The organism is Dyella lipolytica (assembly GCF_030160075.1).
Taxonomy (GTDB): Bacteria; Pseudomonadota; Gammaproteobacteria; order Xanthomonadales; family Rhodanobacteraceae; genus Dyella_B; species Dyella_B lipolytica.
This window is the reverse complement of record NZ_BSNQ01000003.1, coordinates 189,205-213,630: the sequence shown is the minus strand read 5'-3', so window position 1 is coordinate 213,630 and position 24,426 is coordinate 189,205. Positions and strand designations below refer to the sequence as shown.

Here is a 24,426-nt window from a genome sequence, read left to right as displayed (position 1 = left end):
GAGCATATTCGTCCCGCTCGCCGCTGCCTAGATAGGCTGTTAACGCGGCTGCTGACACCACGTTGTCAGCAGGTTTTTGCGGGCACACCACAGACTTCCCGCGTCGGCTTGCTATAGTGAATGATTCCCCAAATATCAAAGCGTCATGGACACCATACGCATCCGCGGCGCACGCACGCACAATCTGAAGAACATCGACCTGGACCTGCCACGCGACCGGCTGATCGTGATCACCGGCTTGTCAGGTTCAGGCAAATCCTCGCTGGCGTTCGACACGATTTACGCCGAGGGGCAGCGCCGCTACGTCGAATCGCTGTCGGCGTATGCACGGCAATTCCTGTCGATGATGGAGAAGCCGGACGTCGACCACATCGAGGGTTTGTCGCCGGCGATCTCGATCGAACAGAAATCCACCTCGCACAACCCGCGCTCGACCGTGGGCACGATCACCGAGGTCTACGACTACCTGCGCCTGCTCTATGCGCGCGTCGGCACGCCGCGCTGCCCCGACCACGGTATTCCGCTGGAAGCGCAGACGGTCAGCCAGATGGTCGACAGCACGCTGGCGCTGGATCCGGAAAAGCGCTTCATGCTGTTGGCGCCGGTGATCCGCGAGCGCAAGGGCGAGCATGTGCAGGTGTTCGAGCAGCTGCGCGCGCAAGGCTTCGTGCGGGCTCGTGTCGATGGCGCGGTTTACGATCTCGATGCAGTGCCACCACTTACGCTGCGCCAGAAACACACCATCGAGGCGGTGATCGATCGCTTCCGCCCGCGCGATGACATCAAGCAGCGCTTGGCCGAGTCGTTCGAGACCGCGCTCCGCCTGGGCGACGGCTTGGTGATCGTCGTCGATATGGACGACCCGAAAGCGAACGAACAATTATTTTCCTCGCGCTATTCCTGCCCCGTCTGCGATTACTCGCTACCGGAACTGGAACCGCGCCTGTTCTCCTTCAACTCGCCGGTGGGTGCCTGTCCCGGCTGCGACGGCTTAGGCGTCACCCAGGTGTTCTCGCCCGATCGCGTAGTCGGCCATCCGGAACTATCCCTGGCGGGCGGTGCCGTGCGCGGATGGGATCGGCGCAATGCGCACTACTTCCAGCTGATCCTCTCGCTGGCCAACCATTACGGCTTCGATGTCGATACGCCGTGGCAGAAGTTGCCGAATGCCGTGCAACAAGCCGTGTTGTACGGCAGCGGCAAAGAGAAGATCGCTTTTCGCTATCTCACCGAACGCGGTGGCAAGGTTACGCGCGAGCATGCCTTCGAAGGCATCTTGCCGAATTTGGAACGACGCTACAAAGAAACCGAATCGCCAGCCGTACGCGAAGAACTGGCGAAATACATCAGCGATCATCCCTGCCCTGATTGCCGCGGCCAGCGCTTGAACCGTTCGGCGCGTAACGTGTTCGTGGCCGATCAAGCCTTGCCCGTACTCACGGTACGTGCCATCGACGATGCGCTCGCCTTCTTCGACACGTTAAAGCTTTCCGGCTGGCGTGGCGACATTGCGGTGAAGATCGTCAAGGAAATCCGCGAACGGCTGAGCTTCCTCAACGATGTGGGCTTGAATTACCTCACGCTCGACCGCCAAGCCGATAGCTTGTCCGGTGGCGAAGCGCAGCGTATTCGCCTGGCCTCGCAAATCGGCGCCGGCCTGGTCGGCGTGATGTACGTGCTGGACGAACCTTCGATTGGCTTGCATCAACGCGACAACGAACGCTTGCTTGGTACGCTCACCCGCCTGCGTGACCTGGGCAACACCGTGATCGTGGTCGAGCACGACGAAGATGCGATCCGCGCTGCCGACCATATCCTGGACATCGGTCCCGGCGCGGGCGTGCATGGTGGCGAGATCGTTGCGCAGGGCACATTGAAAGACGTCCTTTCCTCTTCGCGCTCGCTCACCGGTCAATACTTGTCCGGCAAACGCGAGATCAAGGTTCCTACGGAGCGCCGCGAGCAACTCGACAAGGATTCGTGGCTGCATCTGAAAGGCGCCAGCGGCAACAACCTCAAGCATGTGGATCTGGCCATACCGGCTGGGCTATTTACCTGCGTAACCGGTGTATCGGGATCGGGCAAATCCACCTTGATCAACGACACGCTGTTCTCGCTGGCCGCCGCCGAATTGAATGGCTCCAGCACACAGCCGGCACCGTACAAATCGATCGAAGGTCTGGATCTGTTCGACAAGGTCGTCGATATCGACCAATCGCCGATCGGACGCACGCCGCGTTCGAATCCCGCCACATACACCGGCCTGTTTACACCGCTGCGTGAACTGTTCGCACAGGTGCCGGAAGCGCGCTCGCGCGGCTACACGCCGGGCCGCTTCAGCTTCAATGTACGCGGTGGTCGATGCGAGGCCTGCGAAGGTGACGGCATGATCAAGGTGGAGATGCACTTTCTGCCGGACGTGTACGTGCCTTGCGACGTCTGCCAGGCCAAGCGCTACAACCGCGAGACGCTGGAAATTCTCTACAAGGGTCACACCATCGCCGATGTGCTCGGCATGACGGTGGAAGACGCATCCAAGCTGTTCGAGAACGTGCCGACCATCGCGCGCAAGCTCGATACGTTGCGTGCGGTAGGTCTCGATTACATCAAGCTCGGCCAGAGCGCGACCACGCTGTCCGGTGGCGAAGCGCAGCGCGTGAAGCTTTCCAAGGAATTGTCCAAGCGCGACACCGGACGCACGCTGTACATCCTCGACGAGCCGACCACCGGCCTGCACTTCCACGACATCGAACAGTTGCTGGACGTACTGCATCAGCTGGTCGAGCAGGGCAACACCGTCGTGGTGATCGAACATAATCTCGATGTGATCAAGACGGCCGATTGGATCGTCGATCTCGGTCCGGAAGGTGGTTCAGGCGGCGGCCGCATTCTAGTGACCGGCACACCCGAAACAGTCGCCGCTACGCCTGGCTCGCACACCGGTCACTTTCTCGCGCCGCATCTGAAACCCGCGAAAGCCGCACGCCCGAAAGCCGACAACGGCAAGATCAAACCCAAGCGTAAAGTGGCTTCATGACCATCGTTTCCACAGATTCTCAGCGCGACGCCGTGTCGCTTTATACCGCTTCGATCAGCGTGCGCTGGCGCGATCTCGACGCGTTCAACCACGTCAATAACTCGAACTACCTCACGTTCCTCGAAGAATCGCGTTTGCAATGGCTGCAGCAGATACCAGGCCCGTGGTTTACCGAGCAGGCCATGCCCGTGATGGCGGCGAGCGAACTCAACTATCGTCGACCGATCGCGTGGCCCTCGCAATTACATGTCGAGCTGTTCTGCGCGCGGCTGGGCAATAGCTCCATAACCATCGCCCACCGCATCGTCGATGCCGCGGACAGCGAACTGCTGTATTGCGACGGGCACGTCGTGCTGGTCTGGATGGACCCCGCCACCGGTAAATCGGTGCCGTTGCCGCAAGCCGTTCGTGACGCCGGAGAGGCAGCCTAACGGCGTTCACCTGCGCTCGTTATGATGGCGGCGAATCCCCGACGATGGAGCGCCCCATGACGATTCAGCACCGAACCGCCTTAGCCCTCGCCTGCGCCGTTTTTTGCAGCGCATCGCAAGTCGAGGCTGCCGACAACGCGTCGATAACGCTGTATCGCAGTGATAGTCCGGGGCTCTATGCGAGCAACGGCAACGGCGCGGACAATGAGGGCTATGCCGTCGTGCGCGAACAGCGCAGTGTCACTTTGCAGGCAGGCGTGCATGACGTGGTACTCGGCGACTTGCCGAACAATCTCGATGCCGAGGCCATGGCGCTAGGATTCCCTGGTGGGGAGGCCAAAGTCATTTCACAGCGACTGCTGCTCGGCCAAGGCGCCAATGCGGCACTAACCGGCCTGACTGACAGCACCATCAACGTCCTTGGCGAAAACGGCCAGCCTTTGGCCAGCGGTACCTTGCTGCGCGCTGGCGATGATGGCTTGGTTGTACGCGGCGGCAACGGCGGAACCACACTTATCCGCAACTACGCGGCGGTGAGCACCGAGAGCGGTCATTTTCCCACCGGATCCAGTTTGCGTTTGCGTGTCGATGCAGCGCGTGCGGGCGCCACCGACGCCGTATTGAGTTATCCCACCTCAGGTATCGGCTGGCGCGCAGCTTACGTGGCTACGCTGCAGCCCGGTAATGCGTGCAGCATGCAGTTCGAGTCGCGCGCCAGCATTGCCAACCGCAGCGGCCGCGATTGGCGCGACGCCAAAGTCAATTTGATCGCGGGAGAACCGAATTTCGCCAAATCCACTGGGCCGCGCCCCATGATGATGCGCGCCATGGCCGCACCCGCTGCCGCGGAGGCGACGCCCGTGCAATCGTCGCTTGCGGACTATCGCAGCTACGCCCTACCCGCGCCGGTCGACCTGCCCGACGGCAGCATTAGCCAGGTGCCTCTCTACGCTACCCATACGCTTGGCTGCGAACGCACCGCACTTTACGAAAACGGTGGCAACTGGCTACCGCCGCAACCGATGCTCAATACCGATTTCAATTCGGATGGCAATAGTTCCATCACCAGCACACTTCGCATGACTGCGTTCGACAGCCTGCCCGCCGGCTATCTGCGCGTGCTGACCATAGACCGCAACGGCGTACCGCAATTCATCGGTGAAGGCCGTATCAACGACACACCCAAAGGCAGCGACGCCACCATCACGCTGGGTACCGCGTTCGACCTGCGCGGCAGCCGCGAACGCACCAGTTTTCATGTGGACAAAGCTGGCCGCACCATGGACGAGGCTTTCCGCATCACACTGACCAATGCCGGCGACACCGCGCGCACGGTGACGGTACGCGAACATCCGAATCGCTGGCGGCAATGGACGGTAACCTCGTCGAGCGCAAAACCCAGCCACCAAACGACAGATACGCTCGAGTTTCGGATCGACGTACCTGCCAACGGCAAGGCCGTGCTCGACTACGGCGTGCATTACACCTGGACGGCCGACGACCAACCACAATCCTGACCTACTTTATGGAACCCGCCATGCTCAATCTCGTCAAGCACGACGCCATCACCGAAGTCCAGCTGGCGCGGCCACCGGTCAATGCGCTCAACCTGGAGTTACTGCGCGCATTGCAAGCCGCCCTCACGGACGCCGTAAAGGACGGAGCGCGCGGCATCGTACTGTCGGGCACGCAGGGCATGTTTTCCGCCGGTGTGGATGTGCCGGCCTTGCTCACTCGCGACCGCGCCGGCGTGCGTGAATACTGGCGCGAATTCTTTCTGACCTGCGCCGCGCTGGCGCATTCGACGGTGCCGGTAGTGGCCGCGATCACGGGTCACAGCCCCGCTGGCGGCGCCGTGCTTTCGCTGTTCTGCGATTACCGCATCATGGCGCAAGGGGCCTATCGCATTGGTTTGAATGAAGTGCAGGTGGGACTGATTGCGCCGGACTGCATCCAAATGGCGCTGCGCCGTGTGGTGGGTGCGTATCGCGCGGAACGTCTGCTGGTTTCCGGTGCGCTGATCGATGCAGAACAAGCCCTGGCATGCGGTTTCGTGGACGAGCTCACTACCGTCGAGCAGGTCACTACGCGCGCGCTGCACTGGCTGGGCGAAGTGCTGGCGCTGCCTGCACACGCCATGCTGGAAACTCGCCTGATCGCGCGTGCGGATCTGATCGATGCATACGCCGATGTCGATGCGTTGCCGATCGATACCTTTGTCGATGCGTTTTTTCATCCGCAGACGCAGGCTACGTTGCAACAGTTAGTCGCGCGCCTCAAGAAGAAAGACTGAAGCGGTTCGCGCCGCGATCACGAGTCGCCGGTTACCCCGGCGCTCGTTTCTACCGGGCGCGACGGATCGCTGACCCAACCGCTCCACGATGGCGCATAAAGACGCGAACCGGCGAGTCCGGCGTGCTCCATCGCCAACAAGTTATGACATGCGGTAACGCCCGACCCGCACATATGAACGACTTGGTTGGGTGCGTACTCGCCGATCACGGCCACAAACTCCTGCCGCAAAACAGCGGCAGGTTTGAATCGGCCATCGGCTTGCAGGTTTTCGGAAAACGGACGATTCGCTGCACCCGGCACATGGCCGGCGGCGCGATCGAGCGGCTCCACCTCGCCGCGATAGCGCGGCGTCGCGCGGGCGTCGAGCAGCAATTCGTGTTGCAGGTTACCGGCGGCAGCGTGATCGAGCAGAACCTGGCTAGCGTCGTAGTGCAACGTCACCTGCGTCGCTTTGCGCTGCGGCGCTTCTTGCGACACAGGCTGGGCCGCCGCTTTCCATGCTGCATAACCGCCGTCGAGTACAGCGACCTCGCGCACTCCGGTCAATCGCAACAGCCACCACAATCTCGCCGCAGCCAGCGCGCCATTGCCTGCGTCGTAGCAAACCACTTGCAGCCCGGGACGCCAGCCCCACTTGCCGAGTGCCGCCGAAAAAGCCTCTTCCGAAGGCAACGGATGCCGTCCCAGACCGAGATGTATGCGACTGAGATCCGACAAGTCGTGATCGAGGCTGGCGAAGACAGCTCCGGGAATATGTTCTGCAAGGTAATCGCGCTCGCCCTTGCCTGCGTCGGAGAGGTCATGGCGACAGTCGACAATCAGCACGTCATCCGGCGACAGTGCGGCCAACTCGGCGGCGGAAATCAGCGTGGTTTTCATGAGCGCTCCATCCTCTGCAACAGGTTCTGCAGCATCGCGGCCGTGGCGCCCCAGATGCGATGACCGTCATGCTCGAATTCCACCATTTCGCGTTGATGGCCACGGTATTCCATGACATAACGCTTCAGGTTGCCCGGTTCAAGGAAGAAAGCCAGCGGCACTTCGAACACTTCGGCCACTTCGTTGGGTGCCGGATGAAAACGTGCCTCGGATGCGATACGCGCGACCACTGGGGTAATGCAAAAGCCACTGACGGTTTCGAAACAATCCAGATAGCCCAGCGGCGTGACCAGCGATCGATCCAGGCCGATCTCTTCTTCGCTCTCGCGCAGCGCCGTGGTTAGCGCATTGCCATCTGCAGGATCCGTGCGACCGCCCGGGAAAGAAACCTGCCCCGCATGCGAGCTCAGATGATCGGTGCGCACCGTAAACACCATGCGCGGCTGCGCGTCATCGCGCAAACCGATCAGCACTGCGGCGGGAAGTCGCGGGGTGTCGCCAAGCAGCTCGGTCATCTGCATGTGGTTCCAGCCCGGCGCCGTCGGCGGCTGCGACAACGGACGCAGTGCGCGCTGCAAGGCCTCCATCGCCATCACGCGGACTCGCGTGCGGGAAGCACCACATCCATGAAATGGGAGCGCTCGGTCTCACTCATGCTGCGCCAGCGGGCGATTTCATCGCCCGTGCGATAACAGCCAAGACAATAGCCGTGCGGATCGAGTCGGCAAATGCCGACGCACGGGCTCAAAATAGCTTGAAGGGGAAGCTGGGAATCGTTCGACATGCACCTACCATGATAACGCAGGTAGGTCAGGGGCCGGCGGCCTGCGGATTCGGCGGTTTGATGTCCAGCAGCTCAATATCGAACACCAGTGCCTGATTCGGACCGATCCGCGGCAACGCCCCGTGCTCGCCGTAGGCCAGCTGGGGCGGAATCACCACTTTCCAGCGATCGCCGACGTGCATACGCGGAATCACGTATTGCCAGCCGCGGATGACCTTGTCCACGGTGAAGCTCACCGGTGCACCGTGCGCCCAGGTGCTGTCGAACTCAGTGCCGTCGATCAGCATGCCGCGGTAGTTCACCGTCACCAGGCTGTCGATACCTGGACTGGCAGTACCGTCGCCCTTCTTGAGCACCGAATACTGGATACCCGAGGGTAGTTGCACCACACCTGGCAGCGTAGCGTTGTGCGTCAGGTACTCGGCGCTCTTGCGTGCATTGTCGACGGCGATGCGGTTGTACTCGGCCATCGCCTGCTCGTGCATGCGCTCGCCCAGACTGACCAGTTGATCGACCATCTCTTCCTTAGGTACGGCGGGCGGGCGCTTGGCGTAGGCGTCCTCGATCGCCCGTTGCAGCACGGCCATGTCCACCGGGAAATCGCCTTCGGAGAACTGGGTGCCGATGCGATAGCCGATCGCGTAGGAAAGCTTGTGCTTATCCAGTTTGGCCGGCGGCGGTTGCGGCGGACTGGGTGCAGTCGGTCCCTGTGCCTGTGCCGCGAACACGGCAAGCAGCATCAATCCTGGGACCAGCCAACGCAGTTGTGCCATTCGTTTCTCCATGGCGGCAAGCATACGGCGAAAGCCGCCATCCTAAGCGGTCTGACCGTTTCGCGCAGCTGCCGACCATTCGACGTGTCGTAAGAGTCTGTTTGAGAACACCTGGGGCAGCAAAGGTTCCCACTGCTAAAATCGGTGCTTTATGTTCAATACGGAGTCCGCCATGGCGTACCGCAACCTTGAAATCGGCAATCGCGATGCTGTACGTACGATCACCGTCAACCGGCCGGACAAGCTCAACGCGCTGAATCGCGACACTTTGAACGAGCTGACGCTGGCTTTCACTCAGGCTGCACAGGACGACGCCGTTCGCGCGGTGGTACTGGCCGGTGCAGGCGAAAAAGCCTTCGTGGCCGGGGCGGATATCAGCGAAATGCACGGCTACACCTCGGTCCAGGCGCAAAACTTCTCGCGCACCGGGCAGCGGCTGATGAGCACCATCGAGCGGCTCGGAAAACCCGTGATCGCGCGCATTCAAGGGTTTGCATTGGGCGGCGGCATGGAGCTGGCCATGGCCTGCCATCTGCGCATCGCCAGCGAAAAAGCCAAGTTCGGCCAACCCGAGATCAATCTCGGTCTCGTCCCTGGTTTCGGCGGCACTCAGCGTTTGCTGCGCTTGGCCGGCCGTAGCGCGGCACTGGAGCTTTGCCTAACCGGCAGCCTGATCACGGCACAGCGTGCTTACGAACTGGGTGCGATCAATCGTGTCGTGGCACCGGAGGCACTGGACGAAACGGTCAACACGCTCGCCGATCAGCTGGCCCATGCTGCTCCGCTGGCCGCTGCCGGCATTCTTGACGCCGTGCTGCAGGGCGGCGAGATGTCCATTGATCAAGGCCTGGAATTTGAGACGCAGGCGTTTGCTTTAGCGTTTGCAACGGAGGACATGCAGGAAGGTACTAGCGCATTCCTGGAGAAGCGCAAAGCCGTCTTCAAAGGGAAATGAACATCCCATGGGCGGGCTACTCTTTCAGCTCGCCCGTTCCGATGTGCTCGTCAATGATCGCCGCGATACTTCTTCTCGCCCGCGGTGATACGCAGATCCAGTCGATTTTCCGGCGGTGCCAAAGGACAGGTCGCGAACGAAGTGAACGCGCAAGGCGGGTTATAGGCCTTGTTGAAATCCAGCACGACTTTACCGTTCACTGGCAGCGCGGCGTATAGGAATCGCGCCGCGCCATAGGTTTCATGGCCCGACGTGCGATCAGCAAGCACGAAGAACAGTTCACCGCCCGGTTCTTCCTGATACGGCAAGAGTTCGTAGGTGTGTCCGTCACGCACGAACACCGCCTTGCCTGGCACTTTCACTGTATCGATCGTGCCAATCACCGTGCCCATCTGCAGATCGTGCGGTGGGTTGAACGGTACCCAGTCGGCAACGATGTGCCAGGATGGATCGATCGGAAAATAGTCGATGCCGAGAAAATGCTGCCGGGTGGTGGCGGTTGTGTCCTTCACGCGCAAGCCCTTGCGGCCCTCGCGGTCGATCACATAGAAATTGGCCGTGCCGAAGGCAACGGTGGTTGGCGCCGCATCGCCGGTGACATGTACATCGTCGATCAGCACCGCTTCGTGTGCCGGCTTGCCGTCGACTGTCGCTCCACTTCCATCGGCGAGCGTGATATGCAGCTGCCCTGCTTTGTCGAGAGTTACGACGCCCAAATGCGCAGGCCCGGCCTGCAACACGACGTTGTTATCCGAGGCTGTGCCGATTTTATTGGAACCTTCCTGCAACCATTCCAGTCCGATCAAACTCAGCCAGCCGTCGGGCGCAGTCAACCGTGCGACGCGCTCAGCACGCCACTGCTCGATGCTTTGCTGGTAGGCGTCGGATGACGTGGCTTGTTTGGGGGTATCAGCATGCACGAGGGCTACTCCAGTACTCAGAATCAGTCCGGCCAGGACATTGCGCCACATGGGGTCCGCTCCGCTCGATGCAAGGAGGCCCAGTATGGACGTCTATTCGAAAGCGACACAAGCGCCGCTTAACGACCACGCAGAAATAGCTTATCCAGTTCGTTCATATTGATTTGCACCCAGGTCGGGCGGCCGTGGTTGCATTGACCGGAACGCTCAGTCGCTTCCATCTCGCGCAGCAACGCATTCATTTCCGGCAGCGTGAGGCGCCTTCCAGCGCGCACCGAACCGTGGCAAGCCATGGTGGACAGCAGTTCGTTTTCCAGTTCCTGCAATTGACGCGAACTGCCGTGCTGCGCCAGTTCGCCCAGGACGTTCCGCGTAAGTTCGGCGACATCCGCGCCTTCGAGCAGGGCCGGAATGCGCCGTACCACCACAGCAGATGGACCGCTGCGCGAAAGTTCCAACCCCCACTCGGCCAATGCCTCGCCGTGTTCCTCGGCGGCGGCGGCCTCTTTCGCGCTGACCGCTACCGACAGCGGCACGAGCAGGATTTGTGAACGAAGATTGCTGCAAACCCGTGCCGACTTGAGCTTTTCGTAAGTGATGCGCTCGTGCGCAGCGTGCATGTCGACTAGTACGAGGCCGTGTGTATTCTCGGCCAGAATATAAATCGTCTTCAGCTGTGCGATGGCATAACCCAGCGGTGGCGCATCGCCATCATTGACCGATGATGTGTGCGGCAGCAGATCGGTGTGGTTGCTGGCGACTTCGCCCATTAAGGCGGCGTATCCGGCCAACGGTTCCTCACGTACGCCGAGATGCAAACGGCTTTGGGCGAACCCGCTTTGCCAGCCTGTCGTCTGCCCGCCTATCGCGTGCGCAGCGGGCGACGCTACGCCGGGAGCGGCCGCCCATGCTGTGCTCTCCGGTTGCACGCTCTGCCCGGCGCGTGTTTCCGCCAGTGCTTCGTGCAATGTGCGAAACAGGAAATCGTGGACCAGCCGTTGCTCGCGAAAGCGCACTTCATGCTTGGCCGGATGTACGTTGACGTCCACACCGGCGGGATCCAGATCCAGATAGAGCACGAACGCCGGATATCGGCCATGGAACAGCACATCGGCGTAGGCCTGACGCACCGCGTGCGAGACCACTCGGTCGCGCACCAAACGACCGTTGACGTAGAAATATTGCGCATCCGCCTGCGAACGCGATGCGGTCGGCAAACCGACCCAACCCGACAGACGCATGCCGGCCGTGGCGTGATCGATACGCAGGCTTTGCTGAGGAAACTCGTCACCCAGCACTTCCGCCACACGCGTCAGCATCGCCTGCTCGTCGCGCGCTGCTTTCCACACGCGCACGGATTTGCCGTTGTGGCTCAAACGAAATTCGACGCCGCTGCGTGCGAGCGCGAGCGATTTGAGCAGGTCGTCGATATGCGCAAACTCGGTACGTTCGGCGCGGAGGAATTTGCGCCGCGCCGGAACGTTGTAGAAGAGATCACGCACTTCCACACTGGTACCTTGCGGATGCTGCGCGGGCCGCGCGGCCTGCATGCGGCCGCTATCGACCTCGATGCGGAACGCGCTATCCAATCCCTTCAGGCGCGATGTAATGGCAAACCGCGCCACCGACGACATCGACGCGAGCGCTTCGCCGCGGAAGCCCATGCTCGCCACGTGCTCTAGATCGTCGAAGCTGCCGATCTTGCTGGTTGCGTGCGAGGCGACTGCCAGCGGCAAATCGTCGGCCGCAATGCCATCGCCATCGTCACGCACGCGGATCAGCCGCGCTCCGCCGAGTTCGATATCGACTTCGATGCGCGTAGCACCAGCGTCAATGCTGTTTTCGACCAACTCCTTGACGACCGACGACGGCCGTTCGATCACTTCGCCGGCAGCAATCTGGTTGATGAGTTCGGGGGGAAGCGGGCGGATCCGGGACATAAGGCAAGCTTAACAGCGCTTGCCCAGAATCAACTATCCGGAATCTCCAGCATCATGCCGGCGTGGACGCTGTTGCTGCTAATGCCATTGATGCTTTTCAGCGAATCGACGCTCACACCGTATTGCTTGGCGATGCTGCGCAGGCTCTCGCCTTGGGTAACGCGGTGCATGTCGCGCACGTCTGAATCGGCCGGCGTCGGCGCGCTTGCCACGGCGACCTTGTTCGTCGATTTGACGGTGGCAGCCAGATCGCTGTCATTACCGATCATGACGCCCTTCCGGCGTGCAGCTTCAGCGGCGAACCATGTTCCAGGCGGCGGTTCATTCATGAAATAGCTTTTCACGCCATCCATGATCGCTGTCGCCAACTGTTCTTGATGATCGGAATCGCGCAGCTTGCGCTCTTCGACCGGATTGCTGATGAAGGCTGTCTCGACCAGGATCGAAGGCACATCCGGTGAGCGGAGCACCACGAAGTTGGCTTGTTCCACATATCCGCGGTGGGTCGGCCCAAGCGCCGACAAGGCATTGAGCACGTTTTGGGCGACCGTTTGGCTCGCCTGCACCGCCCAACCCTGCTGCATGTCCAGCAACACAGAGGCAAGACTGTCGTTTTCAGCGGCAAGCGACACGCCGCCGATCAGATCGGAACTGTTTTCGCGATCGGCCAGCATCTGCGCAGCCACCGAACTCTTGCCACGCGAGGACAACACCCAGACCGATGCCCCCTTGGCATCGCTGCCGGGATACGAGTCGGCGTGGATCGCGACGAACAGATCGGCCTGGTTCTGCCGGGCGATCTCGTAACGCTGCTTCAGCGGGATGAAGTAGTCGCCATCGCGGGTAAGGATGGCCTTCATGCCGGGCTGGCGGTTGATCTGGGCGGCCAGGTCGCGCGCGACCGCCAGGGTCACGTTCTTTTCCAACGTGCCGTCCGGGCCGTGGGCGCCTTGGTCCTTGCCACCATGACCTGCATCGACCGCCACGATGACCTGGCGCTGGCTGTTCAACAGCACCGCGGCCTGACGGGTCGTCACACCTTTGCGGGAGGTCAGTTTGCTGCTCGCATTGACGGTGACGGGGGCTGGAGGCGGCGCGTCCGCGGTGTCATCCGACGTCGTGGTGTCTGACGGGCTGTCCGCTGTCGCCGTGGCGACGGGGGTGGACTTGCCGGACGTCGATGCATTCGCCGTCGCAGGATAAAGATCCAGCACGAGCCGATAACCGGACTGTCCCGAGGGACCCAGCAGGAAGCTCTTGGGCTGGCTATGGGGCGCAACGGAAGCGGTGAGGCGCACGGAACTACCCTGGCGCGTGCTATCGAGGCCCTTGAAGAGCCCCTGCGCAGCCGGCGTATCAAACTGACCGGCAACGCGGCTATCGCTCAGATCCAGCACGATCCGGTCGCCTTGCTGGCTAAGCGTGTACTTCGTAGGGCCTGACAGGTCGAAAACGACCCGGGTGTATTCGGGACCGGCCCAGACTCGGGCGTTCTTCACGTCGGCGGCATGCAGCGCGCCATAGGGCACCGCGGTGATGATCGCGGTACCAGCCAGCCAGACAGCGCGAGTAAGGAGTCCCCTCATAGCGCGAATTGAAGCGCAGCGTCTTCCTGAATGCAAGAGTTTTTCCTTTGAATTTCCATAACCTGCAGGGTATTTGTCAGACAAGCTCAAGCTATTGCCCATAAGCCACGCATTTCGCAGGCAAGCTCACCCGGCCCGATCCGTTCAGTTTTCCCATACGGGACGAATACTTAGCGCAATCCAGAGACTTACCGGCGCCTCACCGCAAACGGGCCAGTACACGCTCCCCGCGTGGCGTGCGTGGTCGCAACCTTGCGCTGCGACCAGACCCTTCGTAGGCCAGTTCGAGTTCCAGATCGGGTGCCGGCAAGGCACCGCGCCCCCGCTCCGGCCATTCCACCAAGATCAGAGCCGCCGGATCGGATAGCGCATCCAGGCCAAGCCATTCGAGCTCGCCCGGATCGGCGATGCGGTAAAGATCCAGATGCCAAGCCGGCCGACCGTGCGCCTGATAACCCTCGACCAGGCTGTAGGTTGGACTCTTGATGCGCTCGCCGACACCTAGGGCGGTGAGCATGGCGCGCGCGAAGCTGGTCTTGCCGGCGCCTAACTCGCCGCGCAGATACACCACCAGTCCGCCATCCAGCGCTTCGGCGAGCCTGGCGCCGAATGCGCGCGTGGCGTCCTCGTCGGCAAGCTCCCACTGTTGCTCAGACATGCTCAAGTCCGTTGCCGAGAAGACGCAAGGGCTCCAGTAAATCACTCGCCAACAATCCACGCTCACCATGGCGCGCAGCCACATCGCCGGCACGCGCATGCAAGCCGACACCGAGGCGAGCCGCCTCCCACGCGGAGCAACCCTGCGCCAACAATGCGGCGATCACACCTGTCAGAAGATCGCCCATGCCGCCACTGGCCATGCCTGGATTCCCCCATATACAGACGTCTAGACGTCCATCGGGATTTGCAATAAGGCTGCCCGAACCTTTCAGGACTACAACCGCGCCGTAACGTTGTGCCAGCGCACGCGCTGCGTCGAATCGATCCAGCCCGATCTCTGCGACCGTCTTGTCGAGCAATCGTGCCGCCTCACCCGGGTGCGGCGTCAGTACGGCCGGCGTCGCAAAGCGGCGGGGTTCACGTGCGAGCAGATTGAGCCCATCGGCATCCAACACCAACGGTTTCCCGCTATCGAGCGCCGTCAGCCACAACGCATGCCCCCATGCGCCCTGCCCCAACCCGGGGCCCACCGCGAGTACATCGGCACGCTCCAACAACGGTTGCAGTTCCTGCGGGCCGTGGACGCCATGCGCCATCAGTTCCGGCCGTGCGCTGTTCAAAGCAAGCAGATGGTCGGCACGCGTCGCGACACTGACCAGACCTGCACCGCTGCGCAAGGTCGCCTCTCCGCACAAGCGGATGGCTCCTGCGGTGCCATGATCGCCACCGATGGCGAGCACGTGGCCGCAATCGCCCTTGTGCGCGTCGCGTGCGCGCGGCGGCAAATGGGTTGCTTCGAGCAAGGCCGAATCATGGGGCATACCCTGCCAGAGAATATCCGGCAGGCCGAGCGTATCGATATGCAACACGCCAACTTTAGAGAGCGCCTGCCCGGTGTACATCCCACGCTTGGCGGCGATGAAGCTGACCGTGAGCTGCGCATCTATGGCCGCACCCGGACAATGGCCCGTATCTGCATTCAGTCCTGAAGGCACGTCTAGCGCTAGTACCGGCACGCCAGACGCATTGATGCGTTCTATCAGCGCAGCCACGCTTGCCTCCGGCGCGCGATTCAAACCCGTGCCATAGAGCGCATCGACGTAGACATCCGCCGGTGGTAGCGATGACTCCTGCCTCCAGCGATGCGTGATGCCCGCGCCTCGCTGCCAGGTATCACGCGCGGCAGCGGCATCGCCGAGGGATGCATCACTCAGTTCGATCACTTCCACCGCCACGCCCGCACCATGCGCGAGGCGGGCAAGTAAATACCCATCACCACCGTTATTGCCTGGACCACAGAACACCACGATTCGCCGTGCCTGCGGCCAGTGTCGGCACAAACAGGCGAATGCGGCGGTGGCCGCCCGGCTCATCAGCTCGAAGCCGCTGATGCCGAGGTCGTCGATGGCCCGTCGATCGAGGGCGCGTACCTGCTCGACGGTGTAAAGATCGCGGTGATGCGTGGTCGCATGCATCGGCCGATTATAGGCAGCGATTACAATAGACGCATGTCCACACATGCGCAGCCGGATTACGCCTCGCTCGCCAGCGATATCAAACGCTGGGCGCGCGAGCTCGGCTTTGCCGAGACGGGCATCAGCGGCGTCGCGCTGGGTCAGGACGAACAGCACCTGCAGCGCTGGCTGGAAGACGGTTATCACGGCGAGATGGCCTACATGGCGCGCCACGGCAGCAAGCGCAGCCGGCCGGACGAACTCGAACCCGGCACACAACGAGTGATCTCGGTACGCATGGACTACATGCCGCCCGGCACACAGCATGCCTGGGACGTGATTCGCGATACCGAAACGGGATATGTGGCGCGTTACGCGCTGGGTCGCGATTACCACAAGCTGATGCGCAACCGTTTGCAGAAACTCGCCGAACGCATCCGCGATGCCGTCGGCAATTTCGGTTATCGCGCTTATGTCGATTCGGCGCCGGTGCTGGAGAAGGCGTTGGCACGCAATGCGGGGCTCGGTTGGATCGGCAAGCACACGGTGCTGATCAATCGTGATGCGGGTTCGTATTTCTTCCTTGGCGAGCTTTACACCGACCTGCCGCTGCCTGTCGACGAACCGGCAAGCGCGCACTGCGGCACGTGCCGTAAGTGCATCGATATATGCCCGACCCAAGCCATCGTCGGCCCTTACCGGCTCGATGCACGCCGCTGCATTTCCTATCTCACTATCGAGCTGAAAGGCTCGATTCCCGAAGAACTGCGCGTACCGATGGGCAACCGCATCTTCGGCTGCGACGACTGCCAGTTGATTTGTCCGTGGAACAAATTCGCGCAGGAAGCCGCCGAGCCGGATTTCGCGCCAAGGCATAGCCTCGATGGCGCGAAATTGGTGGAATTGTTCGGATGGAGCGAAGCCGAATTTCTTCAGCGCACCGAAGGCATGGCGATTCGCCGTACCGGTTACGAGGGCTGGTTACGCAACATCGCCGTGGCGCTGGGCAATGCGCCACACTCGGAACAGGTTCGTGACGCGCTTAGGGCACGCAGCGATCATCCATCGGAAGTCGTCCGCGAGCACGTCGCTTGGGCGCTGGCGCAACAGCAGGCGACCGCACCGGCCGCCTGAACGAACGACTTAGGCCACAGCCATCTGCTTGGGGATCGAGCGATTGGTGTGGGTCATGCGATTGTCCTTGTCCACATACACCATCGTCGGCTGGAACTGTTCCAGTTCGGCCTCGTTCAAATGTGCGAACGACGCGATGATGATGAGGTTGCCCGGCTGCGCACGGTGCGCGGCACTGCCGTTCACCGAGATGATGCCGGAACCTTCCTCAGCGCGCAGCGCATAGGTGACGAAGCGCTTACCGTTGTCGATATTCCACGCGTGGATCTGCTCGTACTCGCGGATGCCCGATGCATCGAGCAGCAAGCCGTCGATGGCGATCGAACCCTCGTAGTGCAGCTCCGCGTGGGTCACGGTGACGCGGTGGATCTTCGCCTTCAGCATGTTGAGTTGCATGACTTCACCCAGCAGGAACTGCCTGCATAGCACGCTATTATCGAACTGCCGGCGCTGCGTCGCAACATCGGCTCCGAGCCGGTAAATAGGGGTGGCTCAGTCGAATAGCAAGTTGTCGATCAGGCGGGTGGTGCCGAGCCGGGCGGCGATCAGGGCGACCAGGCCCTCGTGCTCGCTGTCGGCAGGTTCGGAAAGGTCCTCGGCACGCCGGATCGCGGCGTAATCGGGGACGAAGCCAGCACGTTCCAGCTTGGACGCGGCAGCCTGTTCCACCACCTTCCGGGCATGCCCCTTGGCGATCAGATCGCGCATCTGCTGCAGAGTCTGGTAGATCTGCACCGCTTCGGCCCGTTCAGCGGGCGAGAGGTATTGGTTGCGGGAGCTCAGGGCCAGGCCATCCTCGGCACGCAGGGTCGGCGCCCCCATCACTTTCACCGGCAGGGAGAGATCGCGCACCATCCGCTCGATCACCTTTAGCTGCTGGAAATCTTTTTGACCGAACAGGGCCGTATCGGGCTGCACCAGATTGAACAGCTTGCAGACCACGGTCGCGACACCATCGAAATGACCCGGGCGATGGGCGCCTTCCAGAGTGTCGGTGATGTCGGGGACATGCAGGCTCACGCTACTGACGGCACCGAACGGGTATACCGTCGCCACATCCGGCGCGAACAGGAGATCGCAACCGGATTCGGCCAGGCCGGCCTGATCCTGCGCAAGCGTGCGTGGGTAACGCTCGAAATCCTCATTCGGCCCGAACTGGGTCGGATTGACGAACACGCTGGCCACCACGCGATCCGTGCGCTCCCTCGCCAGTTTGACTAGCGAATAGTGGCCCGCGTGCAAATTGCCCAGGGTCGGCACGAAACCGACCGTATGCCCTTGCGAGCGCCAACCACGGATCGTGGCTCGCAGACTTGCTGCGTCTTGCACCGTTTGCATGAAAATCCGCTCTAGTTGAAACCGTGTTCTGCCGCGGGAAAGGTGCCGTTACGCACATCGGCTACATAGGCTTCGATCGCATCGCCGATCGAAGCACGCCCAGCGAGAAAATCCTTGCTGAACTTCGGACGCTTGCCAGGCGTAATACCAAGCATGTCATAGATCACCAGCACCTGGCCGTCGCAATGCGGGCCTGCGCCGATGCCGATCACCGGGATATGAAGCGCCTTGGTAACGCGTTCGCCCAGCGTCGTGGGAACACCTTCCAGCACCAGCAGATCGGCACCCGCCTGCTGCACCGCCAAGGCCTCGCTCACCACGCGATCGGCGGCATCCTGGGCACGACCCTGGATCTTGAAGCCGCCGAACTTGTGCACGGATTGCGGCGTCAGCCCAAGATGCGCACACACCGGTATCGCACGCTCGGTCAATGCGTGGATCGATTCGAGGATATGCGGCGCAGCACCTTCGATCTTGATCATCGCGGCGCCGGCCTCGCCCACCAGCCTCGCGCCTGCCTCCAGCGCATAGGCGACGTCGCGATCGGCCATGAACGGCATATCGGTTATCAGCAAAGTCGCCGACAAACCGCGCGCCACTGCGCTGGTGTGATAGGCCATCTGGTCGAGCGTCACCGGCAACGTGCTGCGATGACCCTGAATCACCATGCCGAGCGAATCGCCGACCAGCGCGATATCGACACCCGCCTGTTCGACCTGGACGGCGAAACTGGCGTCGTACGCGGTGAGCATGACGATCTTGCGCCCTTCGGCTTTCATCGTATGCAAACCCGGTACGGTGACCGGCTTGCGGGCGGAAGCCTTGGTGTTGTCCACGTACACGGCTATTCCTTCAATGCTGCGGTGAACAATTATCCGGCCTGGGGTGGCAAAGGCTCAAGCCAATACCTCGCAGCCTTGTGTATCAACGGCTCGCAGAAGATCAGCCACATTCCCCTGCCCTGGAATCTCCAGGTCAGGCGCCACGTCGCTCAACGGCAACAGCACGAAGGCGCGCTCGGCGATGTGCGGATGCGGCAAGGTCAGCCGCTCGTCGCTGACTGTTTTGCCGGCCACATGCAATAGGTCCAGATCGAGCGTGCGAGGGCCCCAGCGTTCGCCGCCGCGCTCGCGGCCGGCATGACGCTCGATCTCCAGTAACGCATCTAGCAGGTCGTGCGGCGGTAGCGGCGTTTCCAGCACGGCCACCGCGTTCAGAAAATCAGGCTGATCATGCATGCCCCAGGGCGGTGTGCGGTAAAACCGGGAATGCGCGAGCACACGGGTATCCGGCAAGCGCGCCAATGCTTCGAGGGCATGGAGCAGTTGCTGTCGGGAATCGCCAAGGTTGCTGCCCAGCGCAACGTATGCGCGCATCAGGTCGCCCCGGATTTACCGGCCGGTTTGCGTCGACGTTTGCGCTTGCGTGGTGCGGTACCGCTGCGAACGGGTTCGGCAACATCGATCGCCGTCCCTGCATGATGCAACGGCAGGGCAGCTGCCAGCGTTTCGTGCGGCAGCTGCTGGGCATGCTCCCACCATTGACCGAGTTCACCCATCGCCGGCGACTCGGCGGCGCGCAGCAAAAGGAAGTCGAAGGCCGCGCGGAAACGCGGATGCGTCAGCAAGCGGAACACCTTCTTGCGTTGAATCTGCTCGAAGCGCGGTTGCAACGACCAGATTTCTTCCATCGTGATCGTAAAGCGCCGCGGGATGGCCACGCGCTGGCATTGTTCGGCCACCACGTGGGTGGCCGCGCGCGCCCAGGATTCGTTGGCGTCTTTGCCTTGCGTCGTCCAGGTGTGGGCAAGATCGCGCACTTCACCCCATAGCAGCACGGCGAACAAGAAGGCTGGTGTAACCGACTTGCCTTCCGAAACACGGGCATCGGTATTTTCCAAGCCGCGTTCGATCAACGAGCGCAAAGCCTTGTCGCCGCGCTTGAGCGCACGCGCCGTGGCAGGAAATATGAACTTGAGCAGGCCGCATTGTTCCAGCATGCGGAAGCTTTTCAGGCCGTGCCCGGTCAGAAACATCTTGAGCGATTCGTCGAACAGACGCGCCGGCGCGACGCCGCTCAGCAACGGCCCCAACTCGGCGAACGGCGCGACGCCTGCCGGGTCGATGCGAAAATCGAGCTTCGCCGCCAGCCTTGCAGCGCGCAGCATGCGTACCGGATCCTCACGGTAACGCGTGACCGGATCGCCGATCAGGCGCAGCACGCGATCATGCAGGTCCTGCACACCGCCCACGTAATCGCGCACCGAGAAATCGCTGACGTCGTAGTACATCGCGTTGACGCGGAAATCGCGGCGCAGCGCATCTTCTTCGATGGTGCCCCATACGTTGTCGCGCACTATGCGTCCGTCCACGACATGGCGATCGCCGTCGCCCTCTTCCTCGCCGGTGCCGCGGAAGGTCGCTACCTCGATGATCTCGTCGCCGTACACCACGTGGGCAAGACGAAAACGGCGGCCGATCAGGCGGCAATTGCGGAACAGCTTCTTGACTTCATCGGGCGTCGCATTGGTCGCCACGTCGAAATCTTTCGGATGTCCGCCCAGCAGCAGATCGCGCACCGCCCCGCCGACGAGGTATGCGTTGTAGCCGGCCTCATTCAGGCGATAGAGCACGCGCAAGGCTGCCTTGCTGATGTTTTTGCGCGAGATCGTGTGCTGCTCACGCGGAATGATGCGCAGCACTGGCTTGGCGTCGTTCCTGGCTTTGGGATTCAAGCGATCGAAATCCTTGCGGGTATCCAACTTCCGATGGCACGTACGAATACTGCGAACATGCCCAGGCTCCATCAATATCGGCCAAAAGCACTGTCCTGCAAGCGTTTTGGCCCAGTAGGCTGCCGTCCGCGGGCGTTGCCGGACGAAGCAATTCAGCTATACTACCGCGCCTCGCAACAATACGCTCCCATCGTCTAGTGGCCTAGGACACCGCCCTCTCAAGGCGGGAACACGAGTTCGAACCTCGTTGGGAGCGCCATCACCCAGTATTATCGGCTCCCAATCCACAGCAGGCACACGACAGCATGACCTTTGTCGTCACCGATAACTGCATCAAATGCAAATACACCGATTGCGTTGAAGTCTGTCCCGTCGACGCATTCCACGAAGGCCCCAACTTCCTGGTGATCGATCCGGACGAGTGCATCGACTGCACCCTGTGCGAGCCCGAGTGCCCGATCAACGCGATCTATCCGGAAGACGATGTACCCGCCGGCCAGGAAGGCTTTACGCCGCTGAACAAGGAATTGGCCAAGGCGTGGCCGGTCATCACCGTGCGCAAAGACGCGCTGGCCGATGCGAAAGAATGGGAAAACAAGCCCGATAAGCTCAATCTGCTCGAACGCTGAGCAAGTCGGCCCAAACAAAAACGCCGCCCCATGGGCGGCGTTTTTGTTTGTTTGAGCCCTTGCGAGGCTGAGCAGTTGCTCAGCCCTTGCCGCCCAGGCGGGACTTCAGGCTGTCGACCACTTTCGCGACGGCAGCGGCTTCACCCTGCGCGCGCACTTCGCTCGAGCCCTGGCCACTCGTGTTGATGGTGACCAACACCTGGCGCGGCGCGACATTGGGGCCGCTCGAACTGCTGCTGCCGCGACCGAACATACGGCCCAGGAAACTCGCCTTTTCCACCGGTTGGTCGGAAGCAAGCACGTTGAGGGTGTAGGTGTGTGCGGCGTCGTCGTGGCCCTGCAGCGAACCGATCTCGCCATTGCTCAAGGCCTCGCCTACGCGACGATAGGTGTCGTCCACGCTATCGGCCAGGATAAAGCCATCGGTAATCATGCCCGGTGTGCTACCGACCCGTGCGGTGGCGCCATTCGGAGACGGCTGGTTGCTGCCGGGCGGCGGGATCACCAGCGCGGCGCTAGCCGAAGGCGTATCCAGGCCCGGCGGGATTTCCAGCGGCGACTGCTGCTTGGCGTTCTGCCACGCTCGCTCGGAACGGAACATGCCGCAGCCCGAAAGCAGCAGGCCAGAGAGAGCCAGGGCCGGCAGGGCAACGGCGAGGGAAGATTTCTTCATGTAGTGAGATTCCGTAGATGTTCCGAAGTTGAGTCGAGCCGTCGACCGGGTCAGGCGGCATCCGCCAAGGATGCCAGAGTCGCCAAGGCCTTGCGCAACTGCTCGCGCGCCGGCCCTTGTTCCAGTTCCACCAGCGGCAGCCGCGGCGTCGCCGTTCCCAACCCCAGTTCCGGCAGGCCTGCCTTTACTGCGATCGGGTTCGGCGCACAGTTGAGCGCCTGCACCAAGGGATCGAGCACCGCATGACAGCGTGCAGTGGCCCCGCGATCACCTGCGGTGGCCGCATCGCACAATGCACGAAAAGCCCTGGGTGCAAGGTTGGCCACCACCGAAATGACGCCAGCCGCACCTGCCAGCATGGCATCACCTCCGCTGGCATCGTCGCCGGACAGATAGACGAAATCCGGGCGCACAAGTTCCGCAGTGCGCCGAATACGCTCGGCATCGCCTCGCGCTTCCTTGATACCGACGATGGCAGGATGGTCGCGCAAGGCCGCCGTCGTCTCGGGCGCCAGGTCGCAGGCCGTGCGGGATGGCACGTTATACAGCAGCACCGGCAGGCCGCCGTGTTCGGCAACCTCGAGGAAATGCCGACGCAACCCTTCCTGTGTGGGCCGCACGTAATAAGGTGCGACGACCAGCGCGGCATCCGCGCCGAGAGATCGGGCACGCTTCGTAGCGGCTACCGTTTTGGCGGTGCCTGCCTCGCCCGTGCCGGCGATCACCGGAACGCGGCCAGCCACATGCTCGACCGCGTAGGCCAGCAAGCGATCGTACTCATCATGCTCAAGCATGTGCGCCTCACCGGTGGAGCCGGCAACGACCACAGCCTGGGTACCGCCCGCGATCTGGAAGTCGAGCAGGCGACCGAATGCCGCCACATCGAGCACCCCATCCGACCCGAACGGGGTAACCAGTGCGCAGATGCTTCCGCGAATGTCCATGACGCAACCCGCATAAAACCAAGCTTTGCATGTTACTTGCGGCCCTGCAGGACGGGCAAGTAAGCTGGCATATCGTTCGTCGTCATCCCGCACGACGCGGGATCGCCATCGTCCATGTCTACGACTCCCTTTTCCGCGCGATCCAGCACCGATCATCAGCTGCTGATCCAGACGCTGACACCTGCCGCGCGCACGCCACTGCTGGCGCTGGCCCGGCGCATTGCCGATGCGGGCTGCAATCTATCCGACGCGCGGGTCTCGACCATCGGCACGGATACGTCGCTGACCCTGCTCGCCACCGGCGCATGGGACGCCGTCGCCAAGCTCGAAACGGCGCTGACCAAACTGGCGCGTGAGGAAGAGCTTCGCCTGACCCACTACCGCACCAGCCCGCGTGAACCGAGCGGCCACCTGCTGCCCTATCTGGTGGAAGTGGTGTCGTCCGACCGCCCGGGCATCCTGGTCAAGATCGTGGACTTCTTCAGCCGCCACGACATCAGCGTGGAACAGCTCAGCTCGATGCGTTATCAGGCCATGCAGACCGGCGCCTCGATGTTCCAGGCGCAGTTCACGATCGGCGTGCCGGATAAATTGCACATCGCCGCTTTGCGCGACGACTTTCTGGAGTTCTGCGACGGGTTGAATCTCGACGCGATCATGGATCCGGTGAAGTTCTAGGATGCTCCGCCCGGAGTGATCTGACAAGGCTGTTTTCCACTGCCCGACACGCGCTAGTCTCCGCCCAGGCAAGCGCAAAACTCAGTCAGGCTTCCGGAGAACTCATGCCCGACCTCGGCAAGAAAGCCCCCAAGCTGCAAGGCATCACCGGCGACGGCAGCACGCTGAAACTCGATTCACTGAAGGGCCAATGGGTGGTCGTGTATTTCTACCCCAAGGACAGCACGCCCGGTTGCACCAACGAGGCGAACGACTTCCGCGACCTCTATCCGAAATTCCGCAAGCGCCATGCTGAAATCGTCGGCGTTTCGCGCGACTCCGCAAAATCCCACGCCAACTTCGCCAGCAAGCAGGAACTGCCCTTCCCGCTGGTTTCCGACGCCGACGAAACCTGGTGCAACGCCTTCGATGTGATCCATGAAAAGGTGTTGTACGGGAAACGTCACATGGGCGTGGTACGCAGTACCTTTCTGATCGACCCCGACGGCAAGCTCGCCGCGGAGTGGCGGGGCGTGAAAGTGCCCGGCCATGCCCAGGCGGTGCTCGACGCCATACTTGCTCGGTGATTTCCACGTCACACAA

The 24,426-nt window shown here is 61.9% G+C and carries 25 protein-coding genes and 1 tRNA gene; 10 read left to right on the top strand and 16 right to left on the bottom strand.

Annotated features, from left to right (window positions below; all coding sequences use genetic code 11):
- Positions 1 to 145 precede the first annotated feature (145 nt).
- Genes uvrA through QQL64_RS02450 form a run of 4 tightly spaced genes read left to right on the top strand, consistent with a single transcriptional unit; the run spans position 146 to position 5,761 of the window.
- The gene (gene uvrA / locus QQL64_RS02465) at positions 146 to 3,037 is read left to right on the top strand and encodes an excinuclease ABC subunit UvrA (protein WP_284395621.1); all 2,892 of its coding nucleotides are present in this window, start codon (positions 146 to 148) and stop codon (positions 3,035 to 3,037) included.
- Positions 3,034 to 3,468: an acyl-CoA thioesterase gene (locus QQL64_RS02460; RefSeq protein WP_284395620.1), complete on the top strand. Its 435-nt coding sequence runs from the start codon at positions 3,034 to 3,036 to the stop codon at positions 3,466 to 3,468. Before uvrA ends, QQL64_RS02460 begins: the two co-directional genes overlap by 4 nt.
- A gap of 56 nt (positions 3,469 to 3,524) precedes the next feature.
- Positions 3,525 to 4,985 carry a DUF4139 domain-containing protein gene (locus QQL64_RS02455; RefSeq protein ID WP_284395619.1) on the top strand — a complete coding sequence of 487 codons (1,461 nt, stop codon included), beginning with the start codon at positions 3,525 to 3,527 and terminating at the stop codon, positions 4,983 to 4,985.
- A 20-nt stretch (positions 4,986 to 5,005) separates the two neighbouring features.
- Positions 5,006 to 5,761 (top strand): enoyl-CoA hydratase/isomerase family protein, encoded by a 756-nt coding sequence (locus QQL64_RS02450; RefSeq protein WP_284395618.1) that lies wholly within the window; start codon positions 5,006 to 5,008, stop codon positions 5,759 to 5,761.
- A 17-nt stretch (positions 5,762 to 5,778) separates the two neighbouring features.
- Here the strand turns inward: QQL64_RS02450 and QQL64_RS02445 are convergent, their stop codons facing one another.
- From QQL64_RS02445 to bamJ, 4 genes are read right to left on the bottom strand one after another with little or no spacing between them, the layout of a single operon-like run.
- Positions 5,779 to 6,642 (bottom strand): sulfurtransferase, encoded by an 864-nt coding sequence (locus QQL64_RS02445; RefSeq protein WP_284395616.1) that lies wholly within the window; start codon positions 6,640 to 6,642, stop codon positions 5,779 to 5,781.
- Positions 6,639 to 7,235: a CoA pyrophosphatase gene (locus QQL64_RS02440; protein ID WP_284395614.1), complete on the bottom strand. Its 597-nt coding sequence runs from the start codon at positions 7,233 to 7,235 to the stop codon at positions 6,639 to 6,641. The genes QQL64_RS02445 and QQL64_RS02440 overlap by 4 nt, the downstream gene beginning before the upstream one ends.
- Positions 7,235 to 7,426, bottom strand: coding sequence for a DUF1289 domain-containing protein (locus QQL64_RS18230; RefSeq protein ID WP_284395613.1), 192 nt, complete (start codon positions 7,424 to 7,426; stop codon positions 7,235 to 7,237). Before QQL64_RS18230 ends, QQL64_RS02440 begins: the two co-directional genes overlap by 1 nt.
- Positions 7,427 to 7,452: 26 nt before the next feature.
- Positions 7,453 to 8,199 (bottom strand): BamJ family beta-barrel-assembly machinery protein, encoded by a 747-nt coding sequence (bamJ, locus tag QQL64_RS02430; RefSeq protein ID WP_284395612.1) that lies wholly within the window; start codon positions 8,197 to 8,199, stop codon positions 7,453 to 7,455.
- A 172-nt stretch (positions 8,200 to 8,371) separates the two neighbouring features.
- Here bamJ and QQL64_RS02425 point away from each other — a divergent pair, with 172 nt between their 5' ends.
- Positions 8,372 to 9,154 carry an enoyl-CoA hydratase/isomerase family protein gene (locus tag QQL64_RS02425; protein WP_284395611.1) on the top strand — a complete coding sequence of 261 codons (783 nt, stop codon included), beginning with the start codon at positions 8,372 to 8,374 and terminating at the stop codon, positions 9,152 to 9,154.
- A 50-nt stretch (positions 9,155 to 9,204) separates the two neighbouring features.
- Here QQL64_RS02425 and QQL64_RS02420 read toward each other — a convergent pair whose 3' ends face one another.
- The 5 genes from QQL64_RS02420 to QQL64_RS02400 form a co-directional block, all read right to left on the bottom strand.
- Positions 9,205 to 10,125 carry a DUF1684 domain-containing protein gene (locus QQL64_RS02420; RefSeq protein ID WP_284395610.1) on the bottom strand — a complete coding sequence of 307 codons (921 nt, stop codon included), beginning with the start codon at positions 10,123 to 10,125 and terminating at the stop codon, positions 9,205 to 9,207.
- Between the two features lie 68 nt (positions 10,126 to 10,193).
- A complete protein-coding gene (mutL, locus tag QQL64_RS02415) occupies positions 10,194 to 12,014 on the bottom strand; it encodes a DNA mismatch repair endonuclease MutL (protein ID WP_284395608.1) in 1,821 nt (606 codons plus the stop codon).
- 29 nt (positions 12,015 to 12,043) lie between these two features.
- Positions 12,044 to 13,600, bottom strand: coding sequence for an N-acetylmuramoyl-L-alanine amidase (locus tag QQL64_RS02410; RefSeq protein ID WP_284395606.1), 1,557 nt, complete (start codon positions 13,598 to 13,600; stop codon positions 12,044 to 12,046).
- A 199-nt stretch (positions 13,601 to 13,799) separates the two neighbouring features.
- Positions 13,800 to 14,258 (bottom strand): tRNA (adenosine(37)-N6)-threonylcarbamoyltransferase complex ATPase subunit type 1 TsaE, encoded by a 459-nt coding sequence (tsaE, locus tag QQL64_RS02405; RefSeq protein WP_284395604.1) that lies wholly within the window; start codon positions 14,256 to 14,258, stop codon positions 13,800 to 13,802.
- Positions 14,251 to 15,735, bottom strand: a complete 1,485-nt coding sequence (locus QQL64_RS02400; RefSeq protein ID WP_284395603.1) for an NAD(P)H-hydrate dehydratase — start codon at positions 15,733 to 15,735, stop codon at positions 14,251 to 14,253. Before QQL64_RS02400 ends, tsaE begins: the two co-directional genes overlap by 8 nt.
- Positions 15,736 to 15,768: 33 nt before the next feature.
- Here QQL64_RS02400 and queG point away from each other — a divergent pair, with 33 nt between their 5' ends.
- A complete protein-coding gene (gene queG, locus QQL64_RS02395; RefSeq protein WP_284395601.1) occupies positions 15,769 to 16,848 on the top strand; it encodes a tRNA epoxyqueuosine(34) reductase QueG in 1,080 nt (359 codons plus the stop codon).
- A 9-nt stretch (positions 16,849 to 16,857) separates the two neighbouring features.
- Here queG and panD read toward each other — a convergent pair whose 3' ends face one another.
- The 5 genes from panD to pcnB all read right to left on the bottom strand — a co-directional run bounded on the left by panD (position 16,858) and on the right by pcnB (position 20,920).
- Complete coding sequence (gene panD / locus QQL64_RS02390) at positions 16,858 to 17,244, bottom strand: aspartate 1-decarboxylase (protein WP_284395599.1); 387 nt, start codon at positions 17,242 to 17,244, stop codon at positions 16,858 to 16,860.
- A 96-nt stretch (positions 17,245 to 17,340) separates the two neighbouring features.
- Complete coding sequence (panC, locus tag QQL64_RS02385; protein ID WP_284395597.1) at positions 17,341 to 18,186, bottom strand: pantoate--beta-alanine ligase; 846 nt, start codon at positions 18,184 to 18,186, stop codon at positions 17,341 to 17,343.
- A gap of 11 nt (positions 18,187 to 18,197) precedes the next feature.
- Entirely contained in the window at positions 18,198 to 19,028 is an 831-nt protein-coding gene (panB, locus tag QQL64_RS02380) for a 3-methyl-2-oxobutanoate hydroxymethyltransferase (RefSeq protein ID WP_284395593.1), read from the bottom strand.
- A gap of 54 nt (positions 19,029 to 19,082) precedes the next feature.
- A complete protein-coding gene (folK, locus tag QQL64_RS02375) occupies positions 19,083 to 19,565 on the bottom strand; it encodes a 2-amino-4-hydroxy-6-hydroxymethyldihydropteridine diphosphokinase (RefSeq protein ID WP_284399602.1) in 483 nt (160 codons plus the stop codon).
- On the bottom strand, positions 19,562 to 20,920 hold the full coding sequence (gene pcnB, locus QQL64_RS02370; protein WP_284395591.1) for a polynucleotide adenylyltransferase PcnB: 1,359 nt from the start codon (positions 20,918 to 20,920) through the stop codon (positions 19,562 to 19,564). Before pcnB ends, folK begins: the two co-directional genes overlap by 4 nt.
- A 183-nt stretch (positions 20,921 to 21,103) precedes the next feature.
- Between pcnB and QQL64_RS02365 the strand changes: the two genes are divergently transcribed.
- Together QQL64_RS02365 and fdxA are read left to right on the top strand one after the other, a co-directional pair.
- A tRNA-Glu gene (locus QQL64_RS02365) sits at positions 21,104 to 21,179 on the top strand.
- 46 nt (positions 21,180 to 21,225) lie between these two features.
- Positions 21,226 to 21,549, top strand: coding sequence for a ferredoxin FdxA (gene fdxA / locus QQL64_RS02360; protein ID WP_284395588.1), 324 nt, complete (start codon positions 21,226 to 21,228; stop codon positions 21,547 to 21,549).
- Positions 21,550 to 21,628: 79 nt separating this feature from the next.
- Here the strand turns inward: fdxA and QQL64_RS02355 are convergent, their stop codons facing one another.
- Positions 21,629 to 22,222 (bottom strand): hypothetical protein, encoded by a 594-nt coding sequence (locus QQL64_RS02355; protein WP_284395587.1) that lies wholly within the window; start codon positions 22,220 to 22,222, stop codon positions 21,629 to 21,631.
- Positions 22,223 to 22,272: 50 nt separating this feature from the next.
- Entirely contained in the window at positions 22,273 to 23,166 is an 894-nt protein-coding gene (gene dapA / locus QQL64_RS02350; RefSeq protein WP_284395585.1) for a 4-hydroxy-tetrahydrodipicolinate synthase, read from the bottom strand.
- Between the two features lie 114 nt (positions 23,167 to 23,280).
- Here dapA and QQL64_RS02345 point away from each other — a divergent pair, with 114 nt between their 5' ends.
- Positions 23,281 to 23,844 (top strand): glycine cleavage system transcriptional repressor, encoded by a 564-nt coding sequence (locus QQL64_RS02345; RefSeq protein ID WP_284395583.1) that lies wholly within the window; start codon positions 23,281 to 23,283, stop codon positions 23,842 to 23,844.
- A gap of 104 nt (positions 23,845 to 23,948) precedes the next feature.
- The gene (locus tag QQL64_RS02340) at positions 23,949 to 24,410 is read left to right on the top strand and encodes a peroxiredoxin (protein ID WP_284395582.1); all 462 of its coding nucleotides are present in this window, start codon (positions 23,949 to 23,951) and stop codon (positions 24,408 to 24,410) included.
- Positions 24,411 to 24,426: the final 16 nt, after the last annotated feature.